Consider the following 19,864-nt stretch of genomic DNA (forward strand, 5'->3'; position numbering starts at 1 on the left):
TCGATGAAGATGCACAACGCTTTGCACAGTGTGCATCGCAGCGGCGCAACCAAACGCATCTGCGTGCGCACCTACTGCCGAGCCGAATGCCGGTGTCTGCGCACGCCATTGCTGCGCGTACCTGGCAACAGAACGAGAGCCTTGTGCAGATGCTAAAGATCCAGGTCAGTCATTCGTATTTTCTGCGTTACGACCCAAAGCAATGGGAGCGCGGCAAGCCGTATCCACCGTTGGCAACACTGCAGGTCGCAGCGTTGCTGCGCGAGCGTGGCCACACCTTGAGCCTGTTCGACGCGATGCTGGCCGAGGATGTGCAGGACTACACCGGCGCCTTGCACGCCGCGCAGCCGGACCTGGTGGTGTTCTACGAGGACAACTTCAACTTCCTCACCAAGATGTGCCTGAGCCGCATGCGCGAGGCTGCCTGCCAGATGATTGCGCAGGCGCGTGCGGCCGGTTGCCGCGTGCTGGTGGCCGGATCGGATGCCTCCGACAACCCGGATGTGTTTCTGGCCGCTGGCGCGCATGCGGTACTGATCGGCGAAGGCATCGCACCGCTGCTGGAACTGGTGGCGCGCGTCGAAGCAGATCCCACCATCGACACGGGTACCTGGCTCGCGGGCGTTGCACGTATCGCCACCAGCCCCTCTGCTGAGGCACACGTGCATCGTGGCGCACAACCGCCGGACGCACGCCTGAGCGGCCTACCGGCATGGGACCTGGTCGACATGCCGCGTTACCAGCGTTTCTGGCAGCAACGGCACGGCTACTTCAGCTTGAACATGGCCGCTTCGCGTGGTTGCCCGTTCCGCTGCAACTGGTGCGCCAAGCCGATCTGGGGCAACCACTACAAGCGCCGCGATGCCGAAGATGTGGCTGCGGAAATGATCCACCTCAAGCGCAGTTTTCAACCCGATCATATCTGGATGGCCGATGACATCTTCGGCTTCCATATCGATTGGGTGGAAACCTTTGCGCAGCGTTTGACCGATGCCGATGGCGCGATTCCGTTCACCATCCAGACCCGCGCCGATCTGGCCAGCGAGCGCATGGCCGCGGCACTGGCGCGCGCCGGCTGCGCAGAGGCATGGCTGGGTGCGGAAAGCGGCAGCCAGCGCATCCTCGACAAGATGACCAAGGGAACCACGGTTGGCGAGGTGATCGCCGCACGCCAACGCCTGGGTGCGCGCGGCATTCGCGTGGGTTTCTTCATTCAACTCGGGTATCTGGGCGAGGAACTCGACGACATCCTGGCCACGCGCGCCCTGGTGACGCAGGCCAACCCGGACATCATCGGCGTCAGCGTCTCCTATCCCCTGCCCGGCACCAAGTTCTACGAAGAAGTGAAAAACCAGTTGGGCGGCAAGACCCATTGGCAGGACAGCGACGACCTGGCGATGATGTTCCGTGGCGCCTACGGCTCGGAGTTCTATCGCAGCGTGCGCGATCTGCTGCATACGCAAGTGGATCTGCAACAGGCGTGCGCAACGATGAGTGCCGATGCGTTTGCGCAGGCATCCGATCGCCTGGAAGCACGCTGGTCCGAACTGATCGCCTCGGAAAAACAGCATCGCACCGAACCGCTGGTCAGCGTTGCCGCAGGTCAACCGCGGCAGCTGGCAACCGTGCTGGTCGGCTAGCGCGCAACGCCTCTCGATCTTCTCGCACATCACCTCGCCTTACCGGATCACCTTCGCATGCAGCCTTCCCTTCGCACCATCAAGCACGGCCTGCGCACGGCCACCGAACGGCTGGCGCAGGAATTGGCGCAGCCGGGGGAAGTGGCGCCGCAGTGGGATCGGTTGCAATGGCAGCTGGCAGCCGCAGCGGCGGCAGCGCATGGCGTATCACCGCTGCTGCAGCGTCGCTCGCTATGGCAGAACGCCGAATGGACGACGTTTCTGAGCGAGCAACGCCGCCATGTCGAAGATCGGCATCGGCGCATCGCCCTATTGCTGACGCACATCGATGCTGCGGCGCGTGCTGCAGGCATCGCGCTGGTCGGTCTGAAGGGAACCGCACTGCATCGGCTTGGCGTGTACCTGCCGGGCGATCGGCCGATGGCCGATATCGATCTACTGGTGGAGCCGGGAGACGCACCAGCTGCAGCAGCACTGTTGTGCGGACTCGGTTACGTGGCCTCGTTCGAACAATGGAAGCATCAGGTCTTCAAGCCGATCCAAGGCGAAGCGGTCGCGGGACTGGGCGAGCATCGCGATGCGCCGATCAATATCGAGCTGCATACGCGCATCCAGGAACGCTTGCCGGTGCACAGCGTGGACATCACATCACGCATCCTGCCGGAGCGCCCGCAGCCAGGCTTGAATCCCTATCCGTCCGTCGGCGCATTGATGTGCCATCTGCTGCTGCACGCGGCCGGTGGCATCTGCCATCGCAGCATCCGGCTGATGCATCTGCACGATCTTGCGTTGCTGGCCACGCGCATGGGGCAGCGCGATTGGGACCAATTGTGGGAAGAGACGAGCGTGTCGCCGTGGTGGGCATTGCCGCCGCTGCTGCTGCTGCAACGCTACTACCGCAGCGTGGTGCCGGCGGCGGTGATGGCGCGCCTGCAGGCCGATTGCCCGCGGTTGTTGCGTATGCGTGCGGCCCGCCAGACCTTGACCACCGCCTCGTGCTCCAACCTGTGGTTGCCGGCACTGCCCGGCATCGAATGGTCGCGGTCGCTGAGCGAAGCGCGGCAGTATCTGCACAACCGCGTTGCGCCGTCGGCCGAAAGCCGCAAGGAACGTGCGGACATGTTGCAGACACAGCTGTGGCTTCAAGGGCAACCATGGGTACGGCAGACCCAGGCACGCCGATTGATGACGCGGCTTACGCGACCAGTACCGCGCACCGACATGTTGTATGTGGTGCGTGCGGCATTGGATGGGTATTTGCAGCCAGTTTGAAGGTAGGAGCGACTGACAAAACCACTTTACGTAGGTTTGCTGCAGGGCGGCTTGGCTGCAGAGCGGTTGATCTGCGGCCTGGTTGCAGGGCCCTTGCCCGCCCACCATCGCGGGACACGCCGCAAGTACGTCCGTGTAGGCTCTTACGCGGCATCCATGCCGCGTAAGGTCCCGCGATGGTGGGCGGGCAAGGACCAATCAAGATGGTCGGTGTGCATGTTTTCAAGCAACCAGCAAACTGTCTGGTGCGGTGCCCTCACCGATTGCGGGACCGTGTGGCGGCATGGATGCCGCCACCGAGCCTACATGGACGTACTTGCGGCGTGTCCCGCGAGCGGTGAGGGCATCGCGCCCTCGACCGACTCAGCGTTTGAGCTGGGCTTCTGACTGCATCCAACAAGAGAAAGCCAACAAAACCCATGCGCTCACCGCCAGGCGACCGCTCTTTGCGTTTTGTTGGCTGATCTGAAAGTGGTTTGCGCAAGCCCGCAGTCTATTGCCTACTCCGTGCCCAGGTACCTAGTGCAGCGGGCGCTTCTCGCATAGTTGGCGGTAGAGCTTTTCGAACAGACGCGTGGTCGATGCCGCGTCTTCGCGTACCGCACGGCACTGCGCCGCCCAGGCCAGACGCAAGCGCAGTTCGTCGTCGGCCACCACCTGACGGACGGCTTCTGCCAGCGCGGCCCAATCACCCGGCGGCACTGCCAGTGCGCAGACCGGTGCCCACTCGACCAGATGCCCGACGGCCGTCCCCACTGTGGGAACACCTGCCACCGCAGCTTCCAGCAGCACCAACGGCCCGGCCTCGTGCAAGGACGACAACACCAGCAGATCGGCTGATTGCATGATCGGGCGCAACTCGCGCTGGGTCTTGAAACCCAAGAAACGCACCTGCTCGCTCAGGCCCAGCTGCTGCACCAGGCGATGCATGGCGCCATCCAGGGTATCGACGCCGACCATGTCGAGGGTAAAGGCGACATCGGCGCGTTTGAGCGCCGCCATCGCCCGCAACAACGTGGTCTGGTCCTTGACAGGGTTGAGGCTGGCCACGTGCAGCAAACGTGCAATTGCGCCAGTGCGCGCGCGTGGTGCGGCCGCTGGCCAGGCACGCAGATCCACGCCCAAGGGCACCCGCTGCGCGCGGATGCCGAGTGCTTGCAGCGAATCGACGATGGGCGCGCTGGCGGCGGTGACGCAGTCGGCCAGGCGCAGGATCACCGCTTCGCGCAGACGCCCGCGCCACTTACGCCGGCCGCCGTAGCCGATGGCATGCAGTGCGACCAGCTCGCCACCGGCGATATGCACCATGCTTGGGCGACGCAGTAGTTTTGCCGCCGCAACGGCGATCAAGCTGCAGTAGCCGGAAAAGATCGCCTGGATGACATCGAACGGTGCGCGCCGATGTTCGTCACGAATAGCGGCGATCGCGCGTAGACGGGTACGCTGCGCGCCGATGTTGTGCACGGTGGCGCCGCGCAATGTCCAGGTGCCCGGCATCGGCTCCTGATGCAGCACGAAGACATGCACCTGATGATGGCGCGCCAGCCATTCGATCAGGGTCAGGAACACGGGAATCACGCGGACTTCGCCGCTGCGGTCCACACCGCCCGGTACCACCAAGGCCAGTTTCATGCTGTGCGTCCCGGTGCGGCGGCCAGTAATTGGGTGTAGGCGTTGACCCAGCGCTGCCCCACGGCGGCGAAGGAGAGCCGTGCATCGAAATGCGCACGTATCTGTGTGCGATTGGGTCGCTGCCGGGAGACACGCAATAGCAGTTCCGCCAAGGCCGAGGCATCGCCCACGGGATACAACTCGCCCACCGCACCGGCATCGCTGAGCGCGCGGAAAGCAGGGATATCGGTCAATAGCGGCAAGCTGCCGCAGGCATACGCTTCCACTGCGGCATAACCGCAACTTTCCGCATGGCTGGCCGAGACGAACAGATCGCAGGCGCGCAACAGGGTCTCCACGCGTGCATGCGGCACCTTGCCCAGTAGCTGCACACAGCGCGCCAGCTGCGGATCGTCGCGCAGGCGCTGCTGTACCTGTTCCATCAACGGCGCCTGGTCGAATACGCACCACAGCCGCAGCCCGGGCAACACGCGCGCCGCCAACGCGACGGCATCGAGTACGCATAACGGATCCTTGGCCGCACTCAGATGGCCGACCCACAACACGCATGGGTCGCCATGCAGACGCGTGTGCTCGCGTGCCTGCAAGCGATCGCCCGGCAAGAAGCGGCTGCTCGATTCGGGAATCTCGAATAGCTGCGTGCTGGATCGAAACAGGCTCGCATGCAGAAATGGTTGTGCCAGTTCCAGCGAGGTGAACGCAATCCCGGCAGCCGCCGCATAGCGTGCACGCCACACGATCCGGCGCCACCAGCGTGGCGGGCGATTGGCATGGTCCTGCAGCAGGATGGGACTCTGCGGCAGCAGGCGCCCAAGCCGCCGCGCGTCGCCGGCGAATTCCAGCCCGTGCACGTGGATCACGTCTGCGTCGATCTGGCGCAGCATCGCGGCGAGAACGTGCGCACGCTGCTTGCTACCACGCGCGTCCAGATCGACGAAACGGTAGTCCACACCCTGGCGTGTGAGTCGAGTGTTCAGTGCCGAGGCCTGGATCACTGTCACCCGCACCCCTGCGCTGGTCACCGCCTCGGCGATGTCGGCCAGCGATGGCCATTGCGCGAAGACCTGTTCAACGCTCAGGCCGTCGGGCGTTGGCAGCAGATTGAGTTGCGCCACATGCAGGGTCATGGCGCAGACATCGACTGGCATGCACGTTCTGCAACGCCAATGACGCGCGCTTGCGCGCAACGTAAGCGGCTCGGGTCGTAGTGCTTGCAGGCCGTGCATGCGCTGCCATTTGGAATCGCCATGAACACCACAACACTCACGCGATGCGCCGCAGACGCATCACCAAGGCAACCGGCACCTGCAATGCCGCCTGGTCGAAACGTGCACCGGGTGGAATATCGGCCGGGTCCAGCATCGGTTCGGCCACCGCTTCGATCGCCAGGCCCAGCGATGCGCATGCCGTATGCCAATGGCTGTAGAGATGTTGCGTATGCCGCACTGCGTACTGCCGGCCGTCGGCCTTGAAATCGCGTCGCCAGCCCAGCGCATGGCCGATCGGATGCACATCGCTGCACAGCACGATCCCGCCCACGCGGGTGACGCGATGCAGTTCTTCCAGCGCAGGCCACAGCTGCTGCAGATGCCCGACCACCAGACCGCAGACGCTGAGGTCGGCAAGTGCGTCGGGAAAGGGCAGTTTATCGAGACTGCCTTGTTGCAGACTCACGCGTGCCGCTGGCCAGTCGCGGGCGAGCTCGCTGGCGGCGCGTTGCAGCATCTGCGGCGACAGATCCACACCGGTGACATGCAGCGCGCCACGCTGTAATGCATGCAGCATGTAGCGACCACTGCCGCAGCCGGCATCCAGCACATGTTGGCCCTGCAGGGCGCCGGGCATCAGCGCGAGCATGGCGCGTTCTTCGGCCAGCATCACCGGGTTATGTGCATGCGGCGGATACGCCTGCGCCCACAACGCATACGCCGCTGCCGGCTCAAGTGTCGGCGCAGCGCTCATGACACAGCACCGTTGGCTGCCATCGCGATGGATGGCTTGTGCGCTGCGTGCGGCACACGCTGCAGGCCGGGTTCGAGTGCCAGCACTGCCGGGTCGGCCAGCCTGGCATCGAGCAGTTTGGGGCGACCGTCCAGCAACACCGGCACGGTCTGGATGCCGGCCGCCTCGAACCAGTTGGCGAAATCCGGGTCGGCGATGCGCGGGGCGCCATCGCGTATCACTGCGCGCAGTTCACTCCGTTGGCAGCCGATGACGCTGGTGGCAGGATCGCCACCGCGATCGCGCACGATCAGCAGATCTGCGGCTGCGCCTGGGGCGATGCACCCGCGCGCTTGCATGCGCAGGATGCGCGCAGATTGCTGGGTGACCATGCCGAGCAATAGATCCGGTGCGAGCCCGCTGTCGGCGGCGATGCGCAGTTCTTCCAGCAGATCGCGCGCACCGCTGATGCGCGAATCGTTGCCCAATGCCAGCAGCCCGGCCATGCACAAGCGCCACGGATCGAGCGTGCGGCCCAGCAGCGCGAGATTGCTCGAAGGACACCACACCACCGCCGCGCCGCGTGCGATCACCCGATCGATATCGCATTCGCCCATGCCCACGCCGTGGATCAGCACGCTATTGGAGGCCAGGCAGCCGAGCCGATCCAGCTCGTCGAGTTCGGCAGCCGCCACTGCGTCGGTGCCTTCGGCCAGGTGGATCATCCACGGATGTTCGGGCGAGGTCGCGGCAAAGCTGCCTTGCACCGGCGGTCCGTAGCCTGTCCAGCCCAGCGCGTAGCTCCAACCGAACTCGCGCAGCAGGCCGACCGGAAAGTTCGCCTCGTCCAAGGTGGCGTGCCAAGGGTCGTGCTGCGCCACGCAGGTGACGCCGGCCAGTAGATTCTTCAAACCGCCGTGGCGCAAGCGCACCGCCTTGGGCACGCGCAACGCAGCCGCCACATCGGGATGCTGAAAATGCGCCTGAAACGCCTCGATCCATGCGTAGCTGTTGGCGAACGGTGCGCCTTGCGACAGCGGCGGCACGCAGTTGACCTGCAGATGATCGTGCGCGTTGATCAAGCCCGGCGCCAGCACATGGCCCTGCAAATCCAGCCGCAGGCTGCCGGTGCCGAGCGTGCCGCCGAAGCGGCCCGCGCACATCGTCACTGCAGCGCGCGAAGGACCGGCCAGGGTGATCGCGCGTGCGCCCTGCAAACAGATATCGGCCATGGACATCGGCGTCTCCACTCAGCGCTTGCGCATCACGATCAGGAAGTGGTCGCCCATGTCGCGCAGCAGCGGCAGCCCGCCCAAGCGGTCGTCGCACCGGCCCAGGCGCTCGGACAGACGCGGATGCCGTTCGCAAAAATCCACCAGATACGGCGGCGGCAGGAACAGGCTCAAGGCGCGATAGCTGTCCAGCACGAAGTGCTTGTTGAAGGCGCGGTAGAACTCGCGCGGCAGGTGGTACCAGGTCCAGATGGTGTGGCCGTTCATGCCCACCGCGGTGACCCCGCGCGCGGCACGCACCGCTGCGCGCTTGAAGCGCCCGCGCAGCGTGTAATGACCGATTTCCCACGGGCAGATGCGCCCGATCACCGAGAACACCAGGCAGCCATCGGCGCGCAGCAGACGTGCGCACTCGGCAGCCACTGCCGGCAGGTCGGGAGCGCAGTTGAGCGGGCCGAAGTTGGAGTACATGCCATCGAAGGTGCCGTCCAGCTGATCGAGCTGCTGGATGCCGACGTGGGCGGCGGTCAACCGTGCTTCAAGACCTTGCGTGGCAGCGCGATGGCGGGTGCGTTCGACCATCGCCGGCGACCAGTCGGTAGCCAGCACACTGTAACCGCGGCGTGCGAACTCGCCGGCATCCAGACCGGTGCCGCAGCCCAGATCCACCAGCCGCGACCCCACCGGCAGCTCGGCCGCAACCGTGTCCCACAGCGTGGTGCGCATGCGCTGGATCAGCGCATTGTTGCCGCGCGGGCCATCGTAGTCGGGAGCCACGCTATCGAACGCGCGTTGCGTCTCAAGCAAGCGCTCCGGGGCCACCGTGCCGCCACGCGCCGCATGCTCATTGACCACCGACATGCGCAGCCTCCCACACCAGACCAGTTGTTCTCACGACACTCTCCAGACGCGACACCGCCACCGCGGTATCGCTTGATTGACCCGTGAGTGCCCCGCGCAGCGGCTTTGGTTGCAGCCTGATAAGCGATGTCCCACCAGTAACGCGTTGCCGTTTACATCAGGCGACGGAATGCCCGGCCGCACCCCTGCGACGCCGCCAGGCATTGCGTAACACCGCCGCCAGCACGCCCAACCCGGCGCCAGCGAGCAAACCGGCAGCCCAGGCGGTGATCGCATTCGGAAACGCCTGGCGATCGGGCACATACAGCGGCCACGCCAACGAGGTCTGATACGTGTAGCGCGTGGTAAGGCGGGCGATGAGATCGTCGCGCTCGGCTTTCAACGCGCGGATGGTGGTGTTGCTGTCGGTCAGCAATACACCGGCAACCAGCTGCGCCGGCGTGGCCGCAGCACCGCCCTGCCCGGCCTGCACTTGCTGTTGCAGTTGCGCTCGGTTGACAAGCGCCGCGCGCAGGTCTTCATTCAACCCTTGCAGGCGCGTGCGTGCGAGCTCAAGCGCCACCGCATTGGTCTGGCCGTGCAGCGTCTGCAGCTCGGTCACGGTGGCCATCGCAAGGCGGCGTGCCTGCGCGGACGATTGGGCACGAATGGTCACGCCGATCAGATTCGCGTACGGGTCCGGATCGGGCTTGAGACTGCCGCGATACAACTGCGCAGCGCGGCTGTTGAGCGACACGCCAGCCTTGCGCAGCACCGCATCCTGAAACAGCCGCGTCTTCATGCGATCGATCACGCGTTGGAACGGCTCGACCTTGGGGTCGCGCCCGGCCGGTGTGGGGCCGATTTCGCCGACCTGGATCCAGGCGGTGGCCTCCCACTGCGGTTTGGCCAACCGGGTGAAGGCAAACGTCAGGCCAAGCACCACCACCAGCGCGGCCAGCGCCCAGCGCCATTCGCGGCGCAGGATGTGCCACAGGTCGATCAGGTAGATATCGTCGTGTTGATTCATGGTGCACCGGCTCTGGAACGTGGTGAAAAAACGAAATTGCCGCGCACTACGCAGCAGCGCTAGATGCCGCATTGCGGCTGGGCAGCAACACGGTGCAGGCATGCAACACCAGACACAGCGCGATGAAGCCGAAGTTGGTCCAGGTGAATGCCTGCGGCGCGAACGGCGACATCAGGCAGGCATAGGCGAGGCGCAGGAAGATCAGCACATGAAAGATCGACAGCGAGCTGCTGAGCAGGCGCACGCTCCACACCAGGCCGGCATATAACGCCAGCAGTGCAATCACGGCGCCCGGCGCGCCCCAGGCCATCAGGAACGGAAAGAATTCCGTTCCCACATTGATATTGGGCGCATCCAGCGGAATGCTGGTGCCGGCGGTGGCGATCGAACCACTGAACGGCACCAGTTGATTGACCAGAAAACTGGCGTTGACGTAGCCCTTGGCCAGGATCGCGCCGAAGTTGTACGGCCCGGCGCTGATGTACAGCAGCAGCCACTGCACGCCCTGCGGCATCGCGCGATACAACGCACTGAACGGCAAGGCGACCGTGGCCAACGAGCCGGAACGCAGTGCGCCCAGGATCGAAAACACCCCGCCCCCAGCCAGCACGAGCAGGCCAATGGTCTTCCACGGCAGGCGGCGCGCAGGATCGCGGCGCAACAGCATCACCAGCACGAACGAAAACAGTCCGGCAAAGATGCGGTTGCGGTCGATCACCACGATCGGGAATACGAACCCCAGCGTCACAATCGCCGCACGCAGCCCGCGGTGGCGCACGCACAGCAGCGCGATCGGCGGCAGGATCCAGCACATGTTGGAGATGTGCCGCACATGCGAGCGCAAGGGGCTCAAGGTGGCGTACGAGGACGGATCGCTGAACAAAGGAATCGGAAACAACGCCACATCCACGATGCAGAACACCGTCACCACTGCCGCCAGCGTCATCACCACGAAGGCATCACGCGTGCCGGCGTAGCGATAGTTGCGAAAGCGCTCCACGGCAGGCAGCTGCGTGCGTAGCAACGCATCCAGCACAAACGTTGCAGCGGCAGCGACCGCCAGCAACGCGATGCCGTCCAGATAGTCCCCGGGCAGCGTGTAGGTCAGCAACGTCAGCGCGCAGCTGAGCAGCATCGGCAGTGCCAGATACGTCGCAGGCCGGCGCAACAGCGTGTTCATGCCGGCTCCACCGCGCTACGCGCATGCCTGGGCCGCCATCTGGCCGGCAACGACAACCAGGCATAGGCGAGCAGATGCCCGATCACCCTGTGCGGCCGGCGCTGCAGAAATGCCACCTTGGCCGCGATGTAACGCGATTGCGCCCGCAGCAAGGTGCGCTCGGGCTCATCGAACAACTCCGCACAACGCAACGCCACTTGACGCGACTCGCTCAAGTTGGCAATCCGCGCACGCACGTTTGCGGTCTTGCTGAGGTTGTTGCCATGCAAACGGTACGCACAGACCGGCACGTCGACGAAACCAAGCGCGTTGCGCGCGGCCAGGCGCAGGAAAAAATCCCAGTCCTCGATCCGCAGCGATTCGTCCCACCCGGCGCGCGCATCAAAGGCACTGCGACGCAGCAACGCCACCGCACCACTGACCGCCCACTGCTGGATCACCGCGCGGCGGATGCCCGGCTCTGAGCGGTACATACCGGTATCCACCCGATGCAGGTCGCGCATGGCGCTGCCGTGCAGCAGTCTTCCATGCTGATCGACCACGCAGGCGTCGCCGATCACCGCCAGTTTTTGCGGATGCGCACGTAAGTAACGCACCTGCGCATCCAACCCGCCGGCCAACAGATAATCGTCGCTCGCGCCAAGACGCAGGTAGTCGCCACGCGCACGCAAGGCCAGCTCGTTGAGCGTGGCCGCCACACCCCGATTGTCACGTTGCACGAACTGCACCGGCAGCCGATGACCATGGGTGGCAATCCACTGCGCGATCTTTTCGCCCGTGGCGTCGCTGGAGCCGTCGTCGATGATGACGATCTCCTTGCACGGGTACGGGTCTTCCAACACGCTATCCAGGCACCGTTGCACGAAACGCGCGTGGTTATAGGCCGGAATCAGCACCGACACCAGTGGCCAGCTCGCTCGCCCGCTCGGTTGGGTTTGATCGCTCATGCGGCCTGCACCAGATAGCGACGCACCACCACGATATTGAACAGCAGATACACCACGTAGTTGGCGACAACGGCATACATCGCCCCGATCAGCCCGAACTGCGCCGTGAACAGATACACCAGCGCCAGATAGCTGGCGGCGAACACGCATTCGGAAATCACGAACAGCCGTGTCATCGCCTTGGCCAGCATCACGTACGACAGCACGAACGCGGCAATCTTGATCACATCGCCCAGCAACTGCGGACCATAAAGCGGTGCTGCTGCAGCGAATCGCGCATCGAACAGCAGCCAGGTGACCCAATCGCGGAGCATGTACACGCCTAGCGCCATCGCGATCACCGCCGGCATCACATAACGATACGCGGCCCGCAGCTCGCGCCCGAGCGCCGCACGATCGTGCAGGGAGGCCAGCTTGGGCAGGTAATACACGTTGATGGCGGTGGTGAAGAACAGCAGATAGGCATCCGACACCCGGCTGACGGCCTGCCAATAACCCACCTGCTGCCATCCGAACTGCAACGCCAGATGATCGCGCACCACAATGGCCACCAACTGGGGCACCAGCGTGGCGGTCAGCGTCATCACCGAGAACGCGGCCAGCTTGCGCGTCATCGGCGCATCGAAACGCAGGCGCAGCATCTCGCGTTGGAAATACGGGCTGCGTCGCAGTGCCGGCACGCCGGCCAACAACCACAGCACCTGGCCCAGCACCAGTGCCAGCAATGCGCCCTGCAGCTGCGCCAGGCTGGACAGCCACGCCACCAGCGCAACGCTCACCACCGCGCCGCTCACCTGCACAAATGCCAGACGGCGAACATCCATGAAACCGTTGATCACCGCCAGGATGTAATTGACCAGGGCAATGCCCAGCTGCGCGATCGCCAGCACGCAGATCAGCGGCCGATACGCTGCATCGCCCAACAGGCGCTCGGCGATCACGCCACTGAACAGCACCGCCAACACCGCCATGACGCAAGCCGCACAGAAGGCGTACCAGAGCGCCGCGCTGAGCAAGCGTGCCAGTGCCGGTGCGTCGTTGCGATACTCGGCCACGTACTTGACGATGCCGGCGCTGATACCGCCGCCCGCCAACACCGCCAGCACCGACATCAGATTGAGAAACTGGCCCAAGCGGCCGACACCCTGCGGGCCGGCATAGACGGCTACCAACTTCACCACCACCAGCGCAGCCAGCAGCTTGGCCAGCGTCGCAACGCCGGTGTACACGCTGCTGTGCATCAGATTCATGCAGGGCTGCCGAACGATTGGCATGCGGCAATCACACGTTCCACCGACGCGTCATCCAGTGCCGGGCCCATCGGCAGACTCAACACTTCACGATGCAGGCCCTCGCTCACCGGCAGGCAGGCATCGCCCAGCGTGGTATAGGCCGGCTGCCGATGCGGCGGCACCGGGTAATGGATCTGGGTGTGGATACCCAGCCGCAGCAAATGCGCCTGCAAGGCAGCGCGCTGCGGACTGCGCACCACGAACAGATGCCAGACGTGCTGTTCCTCAGCGACCACCGTAGGCAACGTGATCAACGGGTTATCGATGCCTTGCAGATAATGCTGCGCCACCGCGCGCCGACGCGCGATCTCATCCTCCAGATACCCCAGTTTGACCCGCAAGAACGCCGCCTGCATTTCATCCAGCCGCGAATTCACGCCCTGGCAGGTGTGGTGATATTTCACTTCCGAGCCGTAATTGCGCAGCGCGCGAATGCGCTCGGCCAGGCGCGGATCCGAGGTCACCACCGCACCACCATCGCCGAGTGCGCCCAGGTTCTTGGTCGGAAAAAAACTGAACGCCGCCGCATCGCCGAAGGCACCGGCACGCCGCCCGTGTGCGCGCGCGCCATGCGCTTGCGCGGCATCTTCGATTAGCAGCAGCCCGTAGCGATGGGCAAGCGTTTGCAACGCGGCCATGTCGGCCAGCTGCCCATACAGATGCACCGCCATGATGGCGCGCGTGCGTGGGCCGATCGCCTTCTCCACACTGGCCGGGTCCATGTTGAAAGTCAGCGGATCCGGCTCCACCGGCACCAGCACCAACTGGTTCTGGCTGATCGCCAGAAAGCTCGCGATGAAGGTGTTGGCAGGCACGATGATCTCGTCGCCCTCGCGCAATACCCCCAGCTCGCGATAGCCGCGCAGGATCAGCGACAACGCATCCAGCCCGTTGCCCACGCCCACCGCATGCGCGGCGCCGCAGTAGCTGGCGAATTCTTCTTCGAACGCGGCCAGCTCCTGCCCGAGCACATACCAGCCGGCATCGATCACCCGCGCGGCAGCAGCTTTCAATTCATCCGCGTAGCGCGCATTGACTGCACGCAAATCCAGAAAAGGCACATCCATTACAACGTCCACCGATAGAAATCCTGCACCACGGCACGCGCGCCGAAGCGCTCCTTTTGTTCGACCAAGCCATCGTTGAGCACCTGCCCGCCCTGCTCGGTGGAGATACCGAAGCTGAAGTAATGGCGCTGCGCGTACACCTCAGTGATCAGCTCGGCCAGCAGCAGGCTCAGCGCATCCAGCTGGCGACCGCGTTCGGACACCGCCAGATACTGGGTGTGCACGCTGCGACCGAAATCCAACACCAGTGCGGCGGCCACCAGCTGCCCCTCAGCGCGCGCTTCGTGCAGCACGATCTGCTGCGGAAACCGGCTGTGCAGCAGCTGCAATTCGTCCAGCCGATGGGTCGGCGCCACACCGTGCCGTTGCAACACCTGGGTCAGCAAGGCATGAAACGCCTCCAGCTGCGTGCCGGTCTGGATCTGCACACCGGCCTTGCGCGCCTTGACCAGCGAACGCCGACGCTCGGCACTGAACGCGAACGGCTCGCGCAGCGCGATCACCGACGACAGGTCGCGCCGGAACAGCTGCGCGCCCAACCGATGCAAGGCATACAGATCCTCCTCGGCCGGATACGCATGAAACACATGCGGCACCGGCTTGTACACGATCTGGCGCACGGCGCGCGCGCGATAGTGCGCGGCAATCTGCTCGAGCACCTGCAATGTAGCGCCCGCACGCAACGCCATCGACGACAACAAGCCCGCATAGGTCAACCCGGCGTGGCTGCTGACGCAATCGCCGTGCACGCTTGCCGGAAACACCGCCACCACCTCGCCGCCACGTTCGACCAGTAACGACGCATCCACGAAGCGGTCGGCGTGATAGTCCATATAGCCACGCCGATGCAACAGGTTGCCGTTGCGCGAGGACGCCACCAACGTGTCCCACGCAGGCGCATCGCTGGCGGCATATGGCCTAACCGAAAACATGGCGCCCCTGCAGGTCCACCGGCAACGCGGCCTCGGCCAGACCGAAGCCGGCCTGCCCCATTGCGTTGCCGTTGTAGAACATCAGCACGCGATCGTGCTGCTGGATCAACACCGGGTAGCACAAGGTCTGCGCATCCCAGCCGTGGTCGGAGAGCTGCAGCCCCAACTGACTGTCGTCGCGCTCCCACTGCACACCATCGCTACTGAAGGCGATGCCCGGGAAGTAGCCGCCGTGCGTATCGCCGCGGGTGAAATACATCAGATAGCGATCGCCCAGGCGATACACGCGCGGGCGGCCGATGCGATATTCGTCGTCGCGCGGACGCAGGCACACCACGTCGTCGCTGGGGATGTGGCGCAGATCGTCGGTCTCTGCGTAACGGATGTGGTAACGCGGATACGGCTGGCCGCCGATGGTTTCCCAATCGTCGCCCACCGCGTACCACAATCGCCAACGGCCATCTTCATAGCGGGCCGAATGCACCGCAGCAATCGTGCTGCGACCAGGGGCGCGATCCAGCAGTGGCGTGTCCTGCCGGCGCTGAAAACTTTCGCCACCATCGATGGATACCGCAAGCCCGGTAAAGGCCAGGAACTTGGCCTTGGCCACACGCTGGAAGCCGACATAGAACATATACAGGCCATCCGGCCCGGCCACCACATCGCCCAGAATCATGCCGTTATCGTCGAAGCAGCCATCGCGGCCGATATCCAGCACCGGCTGTTTGCTGACACCGACGATCTGGGTCGGCGCATCGGCGCACACGTCCACATAGCCGATCCGGCTCACACCCTGCGCATCGCGAAAACCTGCATAGACGCGTAGCACCTGCGCAGACAACCGATACGGTGTCGGCGTCAGTGCGGCATGCTGCATCCAGCCGCCCACACCATCGCGCGCGACATCGAACACCAGGCCCCGCTTGGTCCAGGCAAACATGGGTTAGAGCTCCACGTCGAAGCTGGATCTGCCGGCCACCGCACGCGCCGGCGAGCCCACATACACGCGCTCGGCCTCGGTATGCCGGGTGACCAGCGCGCCGGCGCCGATGATGTTGTCTGCGGCAATCCGCACCTTGTCGCTGAGTGTGGCATTGACGCCGATGAAGCTGCCGCGCCCGATCTCGCAATAGCCGGAAATCACCGCATGCGAGGCGATGAACACATTGTCCTGCACCACCGTGCGGTGGCCGATATGGTTGCCACTCCACAACACGCAGTTGTCGCCAATGCGGGTGAACGGCTGGACGACGTTGCCTTCGAAGATGAAGCAGTTGGCGCCGATCTGCGCATTGCGCCAGACGAACGCGCGCGAGCTGACATAGCTGGCGCAGCGGTAGCCGCGGCGCACCATGTCTTCGAAGAAACGTGTGCGCAGGCGGTTGAGCTGCGTGGCCGGAATCGCCACGAAAACCTCGTACTGCTCAGGTGGATAGCGCTGTTCGAGTTCTTCGAATGCCACCACCGGCAGCTCGGCCAGCGTGGGCCGCAGCAGAAAGTCGCGCTCCACGCTGAAGGCGACCACGGTGTAATCGCTGTCGTGCTGGAAATACTCGCAGGCGATCTGCGCAAACTCGCCGTCCCCGATGATCACCAATGGCTTATGCACGTTCATGCTTCCAGCCTGCGTGCGTCCAGGCGATGTTCGCCGCGCACTTCGCTCAGGAATTCGTCGTAATCCAGAATGTAATCGGCCGGGTCGTAGAACTGGTCAGCCAGTACCATCAACACGCAGTCGGGGCTGAAGCGATACAGATCGCGCCACACCATGCGCCCGAGCAGCAGGCCTTGCGAGGGGTCGTCCAGCACCACTTCTTCCTGGCCGGTGCCATCGCCCCTGTCCAGCAGAATCGTCACCGAGCCATGCAAGGCGACGGCGAGTTGATTGAGCTGGCGGTGCGCATGCTGGCCGCGGTGCACGCCGTCGCGGGTGCCGAACAGGTAATACACGCGCCGTATCTCGAACGGGACATTGCGCTGCTGCTCCAACGAGATGAGCAGACCGCGATCGTCACCGTGGGTGTGCAACTGGATGCGTTCGATGGCCATGATTCGGGGGCGTAACCGCTGACTGCACGTAGTGCGACATGCCTGAGTGCACCGGGATGCGCGAAAGGTTGCACCACGTCACGGCACTGCGAATCCATGTGCGCGCAAGCGCAGTTGCAGACGCAGCAGACGTGGATATGCACGGATTGCAGCGTAATGCCCACAGGGCAATGCAACCTTTTACCGGCATCGCCGCACATATCGGTGCACGTTCACCTGGCCGCAGATCGGCCGGCGTGGGGAGCCAGGCCTGGCAGCGCACGACGCACTGCCGGAACCAACGACCAGCACCGGAGCACACCGACCAAATGCGTTCATCCCCTCAGGCGCCAGACACCGCCGCCACCGACAGCGCCACTGTGCTGCCGCAACAGGCGCCGCCCACAGCGCAGGTCATTCCACTTCCCAAATCGATGCGCGTGCTGCACTGGCTGACAGTGCTGTGCCTGGCCATGGCCGCCACACTGATTTTGCTGCGCGCCGAGCTGGAAGGACGCGCATTGCGTCAGTGGCTGATGGAGGGCCATCGCCACTTCGGTTTGATGGTGCTCTTTCTCTTCGTCCTGCGCGTGGGCTTGCGCATCCGCCTGCGCAAGCTGCCGCCGGGCCCGCCGTCGCCGCTGCTGATGCGGCTGGCTGCAGGCGCTACCCATTTTGCGCTGTACGGCCTGATGGTCGCGTTGCCGCTGATCGGTTGGTCGTTGAGCAACGCCTACGCCAAACCGGTCTACCTGTTCGGATTGACGCTGCCGAATCTGGTCGCGCCGGACGAAGATCTGGCCGACACGCTGGGCACCTGGCACTTGAATGCCGCCTGGGTCTTGCTGGCCTTGGTGATCCTGCACATCGGCGCCGCGCTCTGGCATCACCTGGTGCTCGGCGATGGCGTGCTGCATCGCGTGTTGCCGAAAAAAGCCCGATGAATTCCCCCGAGTTGCCAGCCCTCCCCCGCTCCCGCACCGTCGAACAAGGACTTTCCATGCCTACTCCCCAGCCCGCCCCGCGTCGCGTTGCCGCCACGCGCACCGCCTCCCTGACGTCCTTGTTGTGCGTGTCCGGCCCGTTGTTGCTGCTGGCCAGCACGCAGGCGCAGGCGATCCCTTCATTCGCGCGCCAGACCGGCTCTTCGTGCGCAGATTGCCATGTCGGCTCCTATGGCCCCTCGCTCACGCCATATGGCATGCGCTTCAAGCTCGGCGGCTTCACCGATACAGATGGCAACGGCACCAAGATTCCGGTCTCCGGCCAGGTCACCTGGACGCGGAGCAATCCCAGCCGCGGCGACAGCAGCGCACGCATCAACGAAGCCGATCTATATCTGGCCGGCCGGGTCAACGACCACATCGGCGGTTACTCCAAGATCCGCTCCAACAACGGCGGCAACGACACCTTCAACACCCAGTTGGACGATGTGGATCTGCGCTTTGTCAGCAAGCCGTTCCAGCTGGCCGGCAAGGACGCCATGATCGGCGTCAGCGTCAACAATAACCCCGGCGTGTCCGATCCGATCCAGGTGCTGCCCAATGCATCGACCCTGAGCCCGGTCTCAAATGCAGGTTCGGCCAGCATGCTGAGTTCGTCGGCGCTGTCCAACCGCGTGATCGGCGCCAGCGTGTACGGCTTGTTCGACCGCAATTGGTACGGCGAAGTCGGCAGCTACAGCGCATTGTCCGCCGATGCGCAGGACCACCTGGGCTGGAACCCCAACAACGACCCGGGCAAGCTCAGCGACACCGGCTATGCGCGCTTTGCCTATATGAAGGACATGAAGCGGCAGTTCTTCTCGGCCGGCCTCACCGCGATGACCACCCGTCGCCAACGCCTGCGCACCGGCGGTCCCACCGATGACTTCACCGACCTGGGTTACGACCTGAGCTATCAGTTCCTCGGCACCCGCGAGCACGTGTTGTCGCTGGCCTACGTCAACATCTACGAGCGCCGCAAATACGGCAGCCCGCTGCAGCCGACCGACCCGAGCATGTCGCCGCGCGACCGCGGCAGCGTGCGCGACCAGAACATCAGCATGAACTACGCGTTCAAGCAGACCTACGGCGTGCTGGCAGCGCATCTGATCAACAGCGGCTCGTTCGATGTGGCGCGTTATCAGCCCTACGGCATCCCCGACACCACCGCCAATCTGATCCTGCTGTACTGGACCCCGTTCGGTAAGGAAGGCACCTACACCACCAACGCCAACGTGCGTTTCGCGGCCACCTGGTTCCGCTTCGACAAGTTCAACGGCAGCACCACCAACGTGTTCGGTGGCGGCAATCCAATCACCAACCCGCGCGATCTCGACACCTTCTCGTTGTCGGTCAATGTCTCGTTCTGATTCCCCCGCACGCGTAAGGACCCCCATGAAGTCACTCCACAAAACCTTGTTGTGCGCCCCGCTGGCCGGCCTGTTGTTGGCCGGCGCACTGCTTGCCCCGCCCGCGCGCGCGGCCGATGGCAAAGGCGTGTTCATGACCGAATGCGCCGAGTGCCACAGCGCGGCCCAGGGCAAGAACAAGAAAGGCCCGTCCATGTTCGGCGTGGCCGGGCGCCCGGCCGCCAGCCTGGCGGACTACAGCAATTACTCAGATGCACTCAAGGGCAGCAAGTGGCAGTGGACGCCCGCCCAGCTCAAGACCTATCTGTCGCAATCCTCGTCCAAGGCCCTGCCGGGGACCAAGATGAAGTACGAAGGCCTGGAGGATCAGAAAGAGCTAGACGCGCTGATCGCCTACCTCAACACGCTGCACTGACCGTTGCTTGACCGGCCGGCAGTCACCCCTGCCGGCCGGCAACCGGGGCGCGCTGCGCCTGCG

19 protein-coding genes are annotated in these 19,864 nt (G+C 64.4%); 5 read left to right on the forward strand and 14 right to left on the reverse strand.

The genetic code is table 11. The annotated features are described in order from the left end of the window. Positions 1-86 precede the first annotated feature (86 nt). Together AC1PLU_RS13370 and AC1PLU_RS13375 are read left to right on the forward strand one after the other, a co-directional pair. Entirely contained in the window at positions 87-1,640 is a 1,554-nt protein-coding gene (locus tag AC1PLU_RS13370; protein ID WP_481095255.1) for a B12-binding domain-containing radical SAM protein, read from the forward strand. A 57-nt stretch (positions 1,641-1,697) separates the two neighbouring features. Then, a complete protein-coding gene (locus AC1PLU_RS13375; protein ID WP_481095236.1) occupies positions 1,698-2,912 on the forward strand; it encodes a nucleotidyltransferase family protein in 1,215 nt (404 codons plus the stop codon). Positions 2,913-3,431: 519 nt separating this feature from the next. Here the strand turns inward: AC1PLU_RS13375 and AC1PLU_RS13380 are convergent. The 14 genes from AC1PLU_RS13380 to AC1PLU_RS13445 all read right to left on the reverse strand — a co-directional run bounded on the left by AC1PLU_RS13380 (position 3,432) and on the right by AC1PLU_RS13445 (position 17,054). Beyond that, positions 3,432-4,544, reverse strand: a complete 1,113-nt coding sequence (locus AC1PLU_RS13380; RefSeq protein ID WP_481095237.1) for a glycosyltransferase family 4 protein — start codon at positions 4,542-4,544, stop codon at positions 3,432-3,434. Beyond that, positions 4,541-5,671, reverse strand: a complete 1,131-nt coding sequence (locus AC1PLU_RS13385) for a glycosyltransferase family 4 protein (RefSeq protein ID WP_481108523.1) — start codon at positions 5,669-5,671, stop codon at positions 4,541-4,543. Before AC1PLU_RS13385 ends, AC1PLU_RS13380 begins: the two co-directional genes overlap by 4 nt. A 136-nt stretch (positions 5,672-5,807) precedes the next feature. Next, complete coding sequence (locus AC1PLU_RS13390) at positions 5,808-6,506, reverse strand: class I SAM-dependent methyltransferase (protein WP_481106467.1); 699 nt, start codon at positions 6,504-6,506, stop codon at positions 5,808-5,810. Further along, complete coding sequence (locus tag AC1PLU_RS13395; protein WP_481106468.1) at positions 6,503-7,723, reverse strand: amidohydrolase family protein; 1,221 nt, start codon at positions 7,721-7,723, stop codon at positions 6,503-6,505. The genes AC1PLU_RS13390 and AC1PLU_RS13395 overlap by 4 nt, the downstream gene beginning before the upstream one ends. 12 nt (positions 7,724-7,735) lie before the next feature. Next, complete coding sequence (locus AC1PLU_RS13400) at positions 7,736-8,578, reverse strand: class I SAM-dependent methyltransferase (protein WP_006452975.1); 843 nt, start codon at positions 8,576-8,578, stop codon at positions 7,736-7,738. Between the two features lie 157 nt (positions 8,579-8,735). Beyond that, positions 8,736-9,587, reverse strand: a complete 852-nt coding sequence (locus tag AC1PLU_RS13405) for a Wzz/FepE/Etk N-terminal domain-containing protein (protein ID WP_481106469.1) — start codon at positions 9,585-9,587, stop codon at positions 8,736-8,738. 46 nt (positions 9,588-9,633) lie between these two features. Then, the gene (locus tag AC1PLU_RS13410) at positions 9,634-10,767 is read right to left on the reverse strand and encodes a hypothetical protein (RefSeq protein ID WP_481106470.1); all 1,134 of its coding nucleotides are present in this window, start codon (positions 10,765-10,767) and stop codon (positions 9,634-9,636) included. Beyond that, positions 10,764-11,714, reverse strand: a complete 951-nt coding sequence (locus AC1PLU_RS13415) for a glycosyltransferase (protein ID WP_481095243.1) — start codon at positions 11,712-11,714, stop codon at positions 10,764-10,766. Before AC1PLU_RS13415 ends, AC1PLU_RS13410 begins: the two co-directional genes overlap by 4 nt. Then, positions 11,711-12,964 carry an O-antigen translocase gene (locus AC1PLU_RS13420; protein ID WP_481106471.1) on the reverse strand — a complete coding sequence of 418 codons (1,254 nt, stop codon included), beginning with the start codon at positions 12,962-12,964 and terminating at the stop codon, positions 11,711-11,713. Before AC1PLU_RS13420 ends, AC1PLU_RS13415 begins: the two co-directional genes overlap by 4 nt. Further along, complete coding sequence (locus AC1PLU_RS13425; protein ID WP_481106472.1) at positions 12,961-14,073, reverse strand: DegT/DnrJ/EryC1/StrS family aminotransferase; 1,113 nt, start codon at positions 14,071-14,073, stop codon at positions 12,961-12,963. The genes AC1PLU_RS13420 and AC1PLU_RS13425 overlap by 4 nt, the downstream gene beginning before the upstream one ends. Next, positions 14,073-15,005, reverse strand: a complete 933-nt coding sequence (locus AC1PLU_RS13430) for a GNAT family N-acetyltransferase (protein ID WP_481106473.1) — start codon at positions 15,003-15,005, stop codon at positions 14,073-14,075. Before AC1PLU_RS13430 ends, AC1PLU_RS13425 begins: the two co-directional genes overlap by 1 nt. Beyond that, the gene (locus AC1PLU_RS13435) at positions 14,992-15,945 is read right to left on the reverse strand and encodes a hypothetical protein (protein WP_481106474.1); all 954 of its coding nucleotides are present in this window, start codon (positions 15,943-15,945) and stop codon (positions 14,992-14,994) included. Before AC1PLU_RS13435 ends, AC1PLU_RS13430 begins: the two co-directional genes overlap by 14 nt. Before the next feature lie 3 nt (positions 15,946-15,948). Beyond that, on the reverse strand, positions 15,949-16,620 hold the full coding sequence (locus tag AC1PLU_RS13440; RefSeq protein WP_481106475.1) for an acetyltransferase: 672 nt from the start codon (positions 16,618-16,620) through the stop codon (positions 15,949-15,951). Further along, positions 16,617-17,054 carry a sugar 3,4-ketoisomerase gene (locus AC1PLU_RS13445; RefSeq protein ID WP_481106476.1) on the reverse strand — a complete coding sequence of 146 codons (438 nt, stop codon included), beginning with the start codon at positions 17,052-17,054 and terminating at the stop codon, positions 16,617-16,619. The genes AC1PLU_RS13440 and AC1PLU_RS13445 overlap by 4 nt, the downstream gene beginning before the upstream one ends. Positions 17,055-17,362: 308 nt before the next feature. On the opposite strand from AC1PLU_RS13445, the gene AC1PLU_RS13450 reads away from it, so the two are divergent. Genes AC1PLU_RS13450 through AC1PLU_RS13460 form a run of 3 tightly spaced genes read left to right on the forward strand, consistent with a single transcriptional unit; the run spans position 17,363 to position 19,801 of the window. Then, a complete protein-coding gene (locus tag AC1PLU_RS13450) occupies positions 17,363-17,977 on the forward strand; it encodes a cytochrome b (protein ID WP_084217869.1) in 615 nt (204 codons plus the stop codon). Between the two features lie 56 nt (positions 17,978-18,033). Then, on the forward strand, positions 18,034-19,386 hold the full coding sequence (locus tag AC1PLU_RS13455; RefSeq protein WP_481106477.1) for a cytochrome C: 1,353 nt from the start codon (positions 18,034-18,036) through the stop codon (positions 19,384-19,386). Between the two features lie 25 nt (positions 19,387-19,411). Further along, on the forward strand, positions 19,412-19,801 hold the full coding sequence (locus AC1PLU_RS13460; protein ID WP_023903703.1) for a c-type cytochrome: 390 nt from the start codon (positions 19,412-19,414) through the stop codon (positions 19,799-19,801). The last annotated feature ends 63 nt before the right edge of the window (positions 19,802-19,864 follow it).

The organism is Xanthomonas sp. NCPPB 2933 (genome assembly GCF_056725225.1).